We start from the raw sequence: 12,371 nt of genomic DNA, 5'->3' as shown, positions 1-12,371 counted from the left end.
TTCACCCAACACAGGTTAAAAATCAAACCGGGAAGTAATCATCTTTTTGCGCGTGTAAAAATTCACGCCATCTTTTCCATTCACATGAAGATCGCCGTAAAACGAATCTTTCCAGCCAGAGAACGGGAAAAACGCCATCGTCGCCGGCACGCCGACGTTAATGCCCAACATCCCCGCATCGGCCTCTTCACGGAATTTCCGGACGGCCTTCGCATCCTTTGTATAAATCGTCGCCCCGTTCCCATACCGAGACTTCCGAATATAGCTGAGCGCTTCATCTAAATCATTGGCCCTCAGCAAACTTAATACAGGTGCGAAGATCTCTTCTTTCGCGATCGTCATATCCGGGGTGACATAATCAAAAATCGTGGGACCTAAAAAATTGCCTTCGGGTCTATCATCCATTTCCTTTCGCCCATCGCGCAGCAATACCGCGCCCTCTTCAATCCCCTTCTGAATGTAGCCTAGCACCTTTTCACGGTGAGACTGCCGAATGACCGGGGTTAATAACACTTCCGGATCCATACCATTCCCAATAATCAACTCATCCGCTTTTTGTTTCAACCGACGGACGAACGTTTCGTTTTCCCCGACAATCACGACTGCACTGCAAGCCATGCAACGCTGGCCCGCGCTGCCAAACGCTGAGCTGATCACATGTTGTACGGCCGTCTCTACATCCGCATCTGGCATGACAATATGATGATTTTTCGCCCCCGACAACGCCTGCACTCGTTTGCCTTGCGCTGCTGTCCGTTCATACACATACTTGGCCACTGGCTGTGAACCGACAAATGAAATCGCACGAATATCCTCATGATCAATCAAGGCGTTGACCACCTCATGCGCTCCATGAACGACATTGAGCACTCCAGGAGGGGCACCTGCCTCCGTAAACAGTTCTGCTAACTTATTGGCCAAAATGGGCGTCCGTTCCGATGGCTTCAATACAAACGTATTGCCGCACACAATCGCCAACGGGAACATCCAAAGCGGCACCATCATGGGGAAGTTGAACGGAGTGATCCCTGCCACAACTCCCAACGGATAACGAAACATTTCCGAGTCAATCTCTTCCGCAATATTCGACAGCGATTCCCCCATCAGCAAAGTCGGAGCGCCGGCCGCAAACTCCACGCATTCAATCCCCCGTTGAATTTCTCCGTACGCTTCTTTATACGCTTTGCCATTTTCCTGTACGACAAGCTCCGCTAATTCCTCATGATGCTGGTTTAACAAATGGTGAAATGAAAACATAATCCGCGCTCGTTTGGGAACAGGGACATCTTTCCACGTCGCAAACGCTTTCTTGGCTGCTTGCACCGCTTGATCGACATCCTCTTTGGTTGAGATCGGAACACGCGCCAACACTTCCCCAGTCGCCGGGTTCGGGACTTCTAGCGTTTCTGTGCCACTCGATGCCACCCACTGTCCGCCGATATAGTTTTTGAGAACCGTTGTTTCCGGTTTGGTGATGGACATCAGATTCTCCTCCTTATTCCTATCTTTGTTCATGATCTAAATATTTTGTATTGTTACACAAAATTATCCTCCAGTTTTTGATTGCCTTCACTAGACAAAGCGTAAAAGCGATTAGCCTATTTATTCCACAATGTGACCAAATTTTGAAAATGTGCGCGCCTTGGACTGAGATTTTCATGTCGGTGGAGAGCAAAAAATTGCTCATGCACGAGTGTTGATTATCCAAAATTATACATACGCCTTCCATAAATTTGGGCATACTCAAACAAAGCAGCGGCCATCCCGGATTTCCAATCGAGAGGAAGCTGCCCAGAGAAAAAACGGCGAACGAACGAAATGAAGGAAAGAGAGACGTTCGTCTGTTTTTTGGTTTGATCATACAGCCATCGCAGCAACACATACGCGATGAACGCCGCAAACAGTTGGTTGTATACCGCATTTTCCGTCGTGCCAAACAAGGTCGGGACATTCAGATATTGCTTCACCCAACGGAAAAAGACCTCAACAGTCCAACGTTGTTGGTACATGTCGGCAATGGTTTCCGCAGACGCATGGAAGAGGTTCGTCACGACCCGAATGTCGCGGCCATTCGCATCTCGAAAGATCACCACCCGGTGACGCTTGGTGGAGCGGCATTGTTTCGTCCCCAACTGGCACGTGAAGTCGGCTTGAACCGATGAGGATGTGCTGGAAAGGCGTTTCAAGCTTTTTTTCTGATGAAGTTCGATGTTGTCCTTCATCCGAATGACAAAGAGCTGATGCTGCTCCACAAATCGATCGAGGCGTTCGATTTTGACATACGCCCGGTCTTCCACCAGCACTTGTTGAGCGTTCGTCAACTGTTCTCCCACCGGGCCATCATGACGCAGTCCGATGGTTTCCACCACGTCTGCCGGCAACGAGGATTCCGGCGAATACGCGACGTGCAGCTTCACTCCGGCGCGTTCGCCGTGATACGGCGCCCATGGCAGGCGGTTTTTCCCGACCGTGACGGTCGTCGAATCCACCACCCGAAGCGGTTTGGGAAACCGAAGCGAACGGCGGGTTTGGCGGTTGCACTTGGAAATGATCAACGCCAACAAGCGTTTCATGATGTCATAGGGAACTTCTTTCGCTTTCTTGGATACTGTGGAATAATGGAATCGCGGCAATCCATACAGAGGCCCCACATCGGCTCCGTGGCGAAAGCTTTTCCATTGATGCATGGCGGCCAGCAGGAAGAAGTGAATCAACTCGCGCAACGGAAAGGTTCGAGACGAATCACGATACCCAACCGCTTCGGCAATCCGTTGAATCTCTTCATCCGAAACAAGTTTTTGCATCAAATTCGGGAGTGTGGTATGCTTGTTCATAGAGAGCACCCCCTGGGTTTGTTTGTGTCGCTACTCACATTCTACAGGAAAGGTGCTCTTTTTTCTATACCCTTTGGATTTTATTGGATAATCAACACGCCTGTTGCTCATGGATGTTTTTACGAAAGAAATCCCCCTAGAAGCCTACGGCATCTTCTGCTTTTCGCTTCTCAGGGGGGAGACTTCTTACTTACAATCTTCGCAACCGATCATGCTGCACATATTTGTTTTCCATACTTTGCGATTGTAAATATTCATATGCCTTGATCATAAACTCAATAGCGAGCCGTTTTTCCGGATTCATAAAATCCTCTCCTAAAAGCGACTCTAGTTTTTGGATTCGATGATACAGCGTTTGCCTAACGACAAATAGTGTTTGTGCGGTTTCTTTTTTTGAACCGTTACACGCCAAATATACCTTTAACGTTTCCAACAAGTTTCCATTATATTTTTCATCGTATTGAAGAACAGGCTCTAAGTATTCCATGACAACTTCATACAAATCATTGTATTTATGAATAAGGGAAATAATTCGATAGATATGCAAATCCTCATAAAAACAGCTATTGGCTCTGCCGCCAAGATGATGTTGAATTTTGATCGTCTCTAAAGCCGTCCGATAACTTTTGTCCATATGAGAAACATTTTCGATAAATTTTCCGACCCCGACAACAAATTGAGGTAATTTCTTCTTTTGAATATAATCCGATTCAAGCAAAGAATTCAGTCCTATTTTCATTCGACTTTTCCATGTTTTCATTTCCCTGTTATTGATCATAATAAATACGATGCTGCTGTGAAAATCGACAGGAAATGTCGAAAAACCTTGTTGTTCAAAAATCGTCCGGCATAGCATTTTAAAATAAATCATGTCTAAATTCGAGCATTGCTTCATTGAAGATTTAAAACGGACAACAAGCACTGTCCCTCCTTTTGGATTTGGCTCTGCCCCATACTCAGCCAAATAACTAAACACATTTTCAATGGGATGCTCTCCCTCTAGCCAGCTTTTCAACCACTCATTTTCTTCTACTCTCTTTTTTTCATCGACATACAAATCACGAAGCAGATGCTGTGCCAGCGCAGTTGCCGTACGATCCAAAATCAGCAGATCAAATTCGCTGATTTCCTTTCCGGTTGACACAATGGATAGCTCGGCATATTCATTCCCGAGAAATTGGATCGGTTGGGTGGCCACTCTTTTCTTGGAAGCTGCGTTGTCGTCAACTATCAACTGTTCTTCCTTAAATGTTTTGCTATATTTAGGAAATATCTCCACCTCTCTGCCGTTTATTTTAAAAACCACTTGATGTCCCGAATAGTGGTGCAATAGTTTTAAAATTTCACTATAATGGTCCATTGAAAGTAATTTTTTGTTTAATTGCTGTGAATATGATTCTAGTCCGGAGATGATTTCATAGTGTTGGTTAATTAAATAAGTGTGGATGTCTTGGGTGATCTCAACGAAAGGCACTTCTTTGAGAAAGAGAATGATCGGAAAGTGATGCGCATTCGCTAAATCGATTACTTCTTGCGGAACAGAAGGAGTATGCATACCGATTTCAATACATAATCCCGAAGCGTCACAGTTGATAAGCTGTTCTACAAACGATCGAAACAGTTCCTTATTTTCCTTCCATCCTACCCCAGTAGATAAAATCAGCTCTTTTCCGTTTAACAGATGATGGATTTTCGCAACCTCGACAACATGAACCCATTTTACAGTGCGGTTGAGCCCATTATGCCCTGCAACCACTTCAACATGTTCAAAATGTTTCCGCTTTAGAATATCAGAAACCGTTAATGTAGGAGTCTTCATACACTTTGTTTCACTCCCCTTACACCAATCATGGCAATGCCATTTTAATATTAGGCAGCGTAAACGGTCGCTCCTGCTTCTATCACAAATTTTTATGTAACGGCTTGGCTATATATGGCCTTCTACGTTTCATTATACAGAAAGCAACATCATCGATCTCGTTTTATGTTATGAGATGTGACATTCATTTAGGCGATTCGCGCTCTGTTTCATGAAAATCAAAGAGCCGGCCCTGCCTCTATAATGATTGAGGATATATAGAGGAACTCGTTCCGGCGCTTATCGCGATGTGCATCGCTCTTCTCTCTATTCGTGGTGTTTTCTGAGCTGGCGGATTAATAATGACGAAAAATATTTGCGTGCATCAGCGTTTGTAATATGCAGTGTTTGGATATCTCTTGTTTCTGACAAAGAGTCTTCTTTCTCAAATTCAACAAACGATCCGCTTAAATTTTCTTTTACGCTTTTCATATAGTATCCTTGTTCAATTAAGTAATCGATCTTTTCTCGCTCACGTAGAAACTGATGGTAAGTCATCACACACCCCCCGCTTCTCGTCGTGACCCGCATCCTTACCGCCAGGCACAGCTTGTTGGTGTTCAATGATTTATTTACGTTAGGACATTTTCACCACATCTTGGTCGGCCATTAGCGCCCCATATTTCGCGCGTTTAACATATTGGCCGTACCCCGGTTTCCCGACAAATTGTTTATCACGTACCACAAATTCTCCTCTACATAAAACCGACACAGGTTCCCCTGTTACTTTCATCCCTTCAAACGGATTATAATCCACAGCCATATGGTGTGTTTCGGCTGAAATCACCCGTTCAACCGTTGGATCAAAAATGACTAAATCCGCATCCGCACCGACGGCAATGGTTCCTTTCTTCGGGAATAGACCAAACAATTTGGCGATTCTTGTTGATACAATATCAACAAACTGGTTGAGGGTAATTCTCCCTTTTTTCACTCCTTCACTGAAAAGAATACTCACCCGATCCTCAATAATAGGACCACCATTTGGGATTTTGGTAAAATCTCCCCTTCCTAATTCTTTTTGGCCTTTAAAATCAAATGAGCATTGGTCAGATCCGAGCGTTTGCAGCTGGCCGTTTTTCAAGGCATTCCATAGCACTTCTTGATGCCATTTCTCACGAAGCGGCGGTGACCATACATATTTAGCACCTTCAAAATTCGGCTTTTCTAAATAGGACTGATCGAGCACCAGATACTGGGGACAAGTTTCGCCCCATACATTCAACCCCTTATTGCGCGCTTCAGCAATTTTCTCTACCGCTTGAGCACACGATACATGAACGACGTACAATTGCGAACCAGCGAGTTCTGTCAATTGACAGGCGCGCCCCGTCGCTTCTCCTTCTAGCTCTGGAGGTCTCGTTAATGCATGATAAATCGGATCAGTATGCCCGTCCTCCAAGGCTTTTTTCGTTAAATAGTCAATCACGTCTCCATTCTCGGCATGCACCATGACAAGCGCTCCGAGTTCTTTTGCCGCGACTAGCGTCCGATACAAGGTTCCATCATCAGCTTGAAACACATCTTTATACGCCATAAATACTTTAAAGGAGGTAATTCCTTCTTCTTCGATCACTTTTGGAAGCTCTTCAAGCACATCGTCCGTTATTTCACTGATCATCAAATGGAACCCGTAATCGATCACCGCTTTCCCCGTCGCTTTGTTATGCCAAGTTTCAATCGCTTTTTTCAGGGGCTCACCTTTATTCGTTAAGCAAAAATCAATAATGGTCGTCGTCCCGCCAAATGCGGCGGCAATCGTCCCCGACTCAAAGTCGTCTTTTGTCACAGTGCCGCCAAACGGCATATCTAAATGGGTGTGCGGATCAATGCCTCCTGGAAACACATAACAACCTGTGGCATCAATCACTTCCGCTCCGCTCTCATCTAAATTTCTCCCGATTACTGCAATTTTCCCATCTTGAATGAGGAGATCGGCTTCATATATATCTGTAGCGGTGACAATTGTTCCATTTTTTATCAATTTTGTCATCATGATACCCTCCTTCATTTATAATGATTTGATATCCACACTGCAACCGCTTAGCCGGCCAAGGGCCACTTGCCGTTCATTCCATGTCATCGGGGGATGTTCGCTTGGCACTTCGACCATCTCAATCGCTCCGTCAACCGGACAGACGATGGAACATAAATTGCATCCTACACAATCTTCTTCGCGCACTTTTAAATATTCTTTTCCGTTTTCGTCTACGAGACGCTCAATGCATTGATGGGAAGCATCTTCACAAGAAATGTAGCACTTATTGCACTGAATACAGCGCTCACGATGAATTCGCGCCACAACCTTATAATTGAGGTCCAAATCTCCCCAATCAGAATACTTTGACACTGATTTCCCTACAATATCCATTACGGAAGCAATTCCTTTTTCATCAAGATAGTGATTCAACCCTTCAATCATATCCTCGATAATCCGAAACCCATGGTGCATAACCGCCGTGCACACTTGAACTCCTGTCGCTCCCATTAACATAAACTCAACGGCATCTCTCCAATTGGAGATCCCGCCAATTCCCGAAATCGGAATGCGGATACGCGGGTGTCGCGCGCATTCGGCCACCATATTTAAAGCAATGGGTTTTACTGCTGGACCGCAGTATCCCCCGTGCGCCCCCTTTCCTGCTACATGTGGAATCGTATTCCACGTATCTAAGTCCACCCCCATGAGACTATTGATTGTGTTGATCAAACTGATGGCATCTGCCCCGCCTTGGGCAGCCGCTTCAGCGGTCGCCGTAATATCGGTAATATTAGGAGTTAATTTAACAATGACAGGGGTGCGTGCCACCTCTTTGACCCAATATGTTTGTCGTTCGACCAATTCTGGCACTTGACCTGATGCCGATCCCATCCCCCGTTCCGCCATTCCATGCGGACAGCCAAAATTGAGTTCCAACCCATCCACGCCCACATCTTCTACTCGCTTCACAATCTCATGCCATTTTTCGCGCTTGGGCTCGACCATCAAAGAAGCAACGACAGCCCGGTCAGGAAAACGTTTTTTCGTCTCATAAATTTCCTTTAAATTTTCCTCAAGAGGACGATCCGTGATTAATTCAATATTGTTAAAGCCCATGACTCGCTGTCCGTTAAAACTGATTGCCGCAAATCGGGACGATACATTCAAAATAGGTTCCCCTAATGTTTTCCATACCGCTCCTCCCCAACCCGCCTCAAATGCCCTTTGCACTTGATACCCCGAATTGGTGGGAGGGGCGGAAGCGAGCCAAAATGGATTGGGGGACTTGATTCCCGCTAAGTTAATGCTTAAATCAGCCATTGCCGTTCCCTCCTCTCATTTAGGCCGTTTCGCTTACTGCCTTTGTCAAATATCGATGAATCCCGTAAGCTGCTTCCTTCCCTTGCTGCGCTGCCACCACCACCATCGCTTCGCCTTTTCCTCTTTCAAAAATCACATCCCCACAAGCAAACACCTTCGGATTCGACGTTTGATAAGTTTCAGGATTCACCTTGACTACGCCATGATCATGCTCTAATCCAAAAGCTTCAATCAATTCGATATGGCGCTCTTGCCCAATGGCTTTAATGACAACATCAACCGGCATAATAAATTCCGATCCCTCAACCGGAAGAGGGCGGCGGCGGCCATCAGCGTCTGGTTCTCCCAATTCCATCCGAACGCATTCAACATGAGTAACCTTGCCCTTACTGTCGCCAATAATCCTTTTGGGTGCTGTTAGCCAGCGAAATTCGACACCATCCTGTTTGGCAAACTCATACTCAAATTCATAAGCTGTCATTTCTTCTTTCGTCCGGCGATATAAAATTTTTACATTTTCCGCTCCTAGACGCACCGAACAGGTAGCTGCATCAATCGCGGTATTTCCCGCACCTATCACAACTACCCTTTTCCCCACCAGCCGATCAGTCAACGGTTTTGTTTTCGTCTCTTTAATCAACTCAATGGCATCATATACTCCGTCCAAATCTTCTCCCGGGATTCCTAACTTTGGCACTTTCCCCATGCCAACAGCTAAAACAACAGCATCATAATTTTCTAGGAGCTCGTTTACTTCAATATCCTTACCAACCCTTGTATTCGTGCGGATTTGCACGCCTAAGCTTTTGATTTGATTGACTTCCCACAACGAGATATTTTGAGGGAGGCGGAAAGAAACAATGCCATACGTGTTTAGCCCGCCTGCTTGGTTCTCCGCTTCAAAAATGGTCACTTCATACCCAAGACGAGCTAGTTCTCTGGCCGATGATAATCCAGCAGGGCCGCCGCCGACAACCGCCACTGTTTTTCCATTTTTTCGTCCCGCTTGGAATAATACTTCTTTATTTCGGATCGCCCAATCGGTCGCATATCGCTGCAATTTTCCAATCATAATGGGTTTTGTAGAATGATTTAAAACACAAGCCCCTTCACATAATTCCTCTGTCGGACACACTCTTGCACAACTGGCGCCAACCGGGTTTGACAACATAATGGTTTTCGCTGACCCTTTTACATTCCCAGAAGCAATTTTTTTGATAAAAGCGGGGATATCAATCCCTGTCGGACAAGCTCGAATACAAGGAGCGTCATAACAGTACAAACATCGATTCGCTTCTTCCATTGCTTCTCGATCTGTCAAGCCAGGCTCTACTTCTTCAAAGTTCTTTTCCAAACGTGATTGCTCCATCTCCATCCCCCTCCACGCGTCATTTTTAAAGAAAGGGAATAGAGTCATTCCCTCCTCCCCTTTCTCGCTGCTTTCTATGGAAGTAAAGCCGTCATTTCACTATAGGTTTCCGGACGACGATCACGGTAAAATTGCCAAATATCGCGCACTTCCCGAATCATCTTCTTATTCATAACGCCAATCACCACTTCATCTTGATCACGGCTGCCCATGGCCACAAAGTTCCCTCTAGGATCAACCAAGTAAGACTGCCCGTAAAACTCTCCCATGTTCCACGGTGCTTCATATCCAACCCGATTGATGGCAGCCACGTAATAGCCATTGGCAACGGCATGAGCCGGTTGTTCCAGTTTCCATAAATATTCGGAGAGACCTGCTACCGTAGCGGATGGATTGAACACAATTTCAGCGCCTTTTAGTCCTAAAATTCGCGCTCCCTCTGGGAAATGACGGTCATAACAAATATAAACGCCGATCTTGGCAAATGCGGTATCAAATACCGGATAGCCTAAATTTCCAGGCTTAAAATAAAATTTTTCCCAAAATCCACAGCCCTCGTTTCCTACCCCGACATGCGGAATATGCTGTTTGCGATACTTTCCTAAGTAGGTTCCATCGGCATCAATGACAGCTGCCGTATTATAGTAAGTAGCAATTCCTTCCCTTTCATAAATCGGTAGAACGATCACTACCCCCAGCTGTTTTGCTATTTCCTGAAACATTTTGGTCGTCGGACCATTTGGAATTTCTTCCGCCGCCTCATACCATTTTGTATTTTGCTCGGCGCAGAAATACGGGCCATAGAAAATCTCTTGCAAACAGATGATTTGTGCTCCCCGATCTTTTGCCTCCTTGACAAGCTTGACGTGCTTTTCAATCGCCTTTTCCTTATGAACCTCGACCGGCTCGTCCCCATGCACATTATGAGAAGCTTGGATCAAACCAATGGTCACTTGATCAGCCATGCTCCAATCACTCCTTCTTCATTTTATCTGGTTTCACAATTAGGCTGAACTTTAAGAATATTCTACATAGTAAATCACCAGCTTTTCATTATACACTTTGTTAAATAATAGAAAACATTGATTGTTCACTATGTAAATTTCAGCGAAATAAATATACAGCTAGACGAAGTTGCTCCCTAGGATTGAGAACATCAAAATGTGAGGAATAGTTACACATTTTACATAATGAATAGATTTCTCTTTTTCTTATTTGACAAATCGTATAATGAAAAATTTACATAGTATAGATAGAATTTTCTTAAATTTCTCTTTTATACACTGGATTTTTAAAAAAAGGGGGATATGAATGAAAACACAAATTGAACACAATGGGATTGTGGTCTTGACGGAGGAAGCCGCACAAGAAGTCAGTGGAAGTCCTTTATGGAATGATGACTTGCGTCCGACAACAAGGCAAGAACATTCATGGAAAGGAATCAATTTTGCTACATTGTGGATTGGAATGTGTTTATGCATTCCTTCATACACCATGGCCAGCGGCATGATTGCTTTAGGAATGAACTGGTGGCAAGCTGTTGGTACCATTTTTCTGGGGAACGTGATCGTCCTTATTCCGATTTTATTAAACTCTCATGCAGGAACAAAATTCGGGATTCCTTATCCTGTGTTTGCCCGGCTTTGGTTTGGAGATAAAGGCGCCCATATTCCCACTTTAGCCCGGGCCCTTGTAGCAGCCGGATGGTTTGGAATCAATACGTGGATCGGAACAGAAGCCATTGACACATTACTCATGGCATCATTCTCTTCGTGGGGGAATTTACCGGGACATACAGCCATTGTATTTGCATTATTTTGGATCTTAAATATCAGCGTTGCTTATAGAGGCCCAGAAGGCATCAAAAAGCTAAGCGCAGTGGCTGCACCTGTTGTCGGGATTTCTTCCATCATTTTGCTCATTTGGGCATTTACGAACGCCGGAGGATGGGGACCGATTTTAGAGACTCCTTCTAAGTTCGAAACAACCGGTGAATTTTTGAAAGTCTTTTTCCCTTCTTTAACTGGCGTCATCGGCTTTTGGGCCACATTGGCATTAAACATCCCTGATTTTTGCCGATACGCACAGAGTCAGAAATCACAAATGGTCGCCCAAAGTTTATCCTTGCCTATTACAATGACTGTTTTTTCATTTATCGGAATTGCCGTAACCTCAGCAACCATTGTGATTTTTGGTCAAGCCATTTGGGATCCCGTGCAGCTGTTAGCTAAATTTCCCCCATTTGTCATTCTATTAGGGACTATTATTATTGTCATCTCTTCTGTAACTATTAATGTGGGTGCCAACGTGGTTGCCCCTGCCCGAGCGATCGAAAATTTATATCCGAAGCGAATTACATTTGGAATTGGCGCGATTATCACAGGACTATTCGCTATTTTATTGCAGCCATGGTATATTATGTCCAACTTTGGGAATTATATATTCGGCTGGCTTGGCACATACGCCGCTTTGCTTGGACCCATTGACGGCATTGCTATTGCGGACTATTGGCTCGTTCGCCGAAGACAGTTGCACTTAAAAGAACTGTACAAACCGAATGGCCGTTACAATTATGCAAATGGGTTTAACAAAAACGGAGTGTACGCACTGATTGTGGGAGTCGTTATTCCTGTACTTGGTTTATTCATACCACCACTTCGTTTTCTTTGGGACAACGCGTGGACATTTGGATTGTTCATTGCAATTGGTGTCTACACCTACTTAATGAAAAACGACCAAAGCGTATTAAAGGAAGGCGAGTATGAACAAATCACCCTTTTCGATTCAAAACATAACAGTCCGACAGAAATCGCAAAATAATGAATCATTTACACCTAAACAGCCTATCGATGACAGAAGGCAAGCAGTGTCACTGGTTAAACGTTGACATCGCCCTCCCACGAGGGCGCTTTCTTTTTGCAGGAAGCTGTTATTTTCCCTTATCAATCCTGCACCCAACCTTATCTACGCTTGGCATGCAAACATGACAACTTTTCGAACTTTCCACGG

The 12,371-nt window shown here is 44.8% G+C and carries 9 protein-coding genes; 1 reads left to right on the top strand and 8 read right to left on the bottom strand.

Annotated features, from left to right (window positions below; genetic code table 11):
* Positions 1–15 precede the first annotated feature (15 nt).
* The 8 genes from GT3570_RS06835 to GT3570_RS06800 all read right to left on the bottom strand — a co-directional run bounded on the left by GT3570_RS06835 (position 16) and on the right by GT3570_RS06800 (position 10,327).
* Positions 16–1,482, bottom strand: coding sequence for a CoA-acylating methylmalonate-semialdehyde dehydrogenase (locus GT3570_RS06835; RefSeq protein WP_011230922.1), 1,467 nt, complete (start codon positions 1,480–1,482; stop codon positions 16–18).
* Between the two features lie 218 nt (positions 1,483–1,700).
* Entirely contained in the window at positions 1,701–2,834 is a 1,134-nt protein-coding gene (locus tag GT3570_RS06830) for an IS4 family transposase (protein ID WP_062898570.1), read from the bottom strand.
* A 190-nt stretch (positions 2,835–3,024) separates the two neighbouring features.
* A complete protein-coding gene (locus tag GT3570_RS06825; RefSeq protein WP_062898569.1) occupies positions 3,025–4,653 on the bottom strand; it encodes a PucR family transcriptional regulator in 1,629 nt (542 codons plus the stop codon).
* A 306-nt stretch (positions 4,654–4,959) separates the two neighbouring features.
* Positions 4,960–5,190, bottom strand: a complete 231-nt coding sequence (locus GT3570_RS06820; protein WP_011230920.1) for a hypothetical protein — start codon at positions 5,188–5,190, stop codon at positions 4,960–4,962.
* 79 nt (positions 5,191–5,269) lie between these two features.
* The gene (gene hydA, locus GT3570_RS06815; RefSeq protein WP_011230919.1) at positions 5,270–6,685 is read right to left on the bottom strand and encodes a dihydropyrimidinase; all 1,416 of its coding nucleotides are present in this window, start codon (positions 6,683–6,685) and stop codon (positions 5,270–5,272) included.
* An 18-nt stretch (positions 6,686–6,703) separates the two neighbouring features.
* A complete protein-coding gene (gene preA, locus GT3570_RS06810; RefSeq protein ID WP_011230918.1) occupies positions 6,704–7,993 on the bottom strand; it encodes an NAD-dependent dihydropyrimidine dehydrogenase subunit PreA in 1,290 nt (429 codons plus the stop codon).
* Positions 7,994–8,012: 19 nt separating this feature from the next.
* Entirely contained in the window at positions 8,013–9,362 is a 1,350-nt protein-coding gene (locus GT3570_RS06805; protein WP_011230917.1) for an NAD(P)-dependent oxidoreductase, read from the bottom strand.
* Positions 9,363–9,436: 74 nt separating this feature from the next.
* Positions 9,437–10,327 (bottom strand): nitrilase-related carbon-nitrogen hydrolase, encoded by an 891-nt coding sequence (locus tag GT3570_RS06800; RefSeq protein WP_013523519.1) that lies wholly within the window; start codon positions 10,325–10,327, stop codon positions 9,437–9,439.
* Between the two features lie 346 nt (positions 10,328–10,673).
* Between GT3570_RS06800 and GT3570_RS06795 the strand changes: the two genes are divergently transcribed.
* The gene (locus GT3570_RS06795) at positions 10,674–12,182 is read left to right on the top strand and encodes an NCS1 family nucleobase:cation symporter-1 (RefSeq protein ID WP_013523518.1); all 1,509 of its coding nucleotides are present in this window, start codon (positions 10,674–10,676) and stop codon (positions 12,180–12,182) included.
* Positions 12,183–12,371: the final 189 nt, after the last annotated feature.

The sequence above is a fragment of the Geobacillus thermoleovorans genome, assembly GCF_001610955.1.
Classification (GTDB): Bacteria; Bacillota; Bacilli; order Bacillales; family Anoxybacillaceae; genus Geobacillus; species Geobacillus thermoleovorans.
The sequence above is the reverse complement of the archived record's forward strand: the minus strand, read 5'-3'. Positions and strand labels throughout refer to the sequence as shown.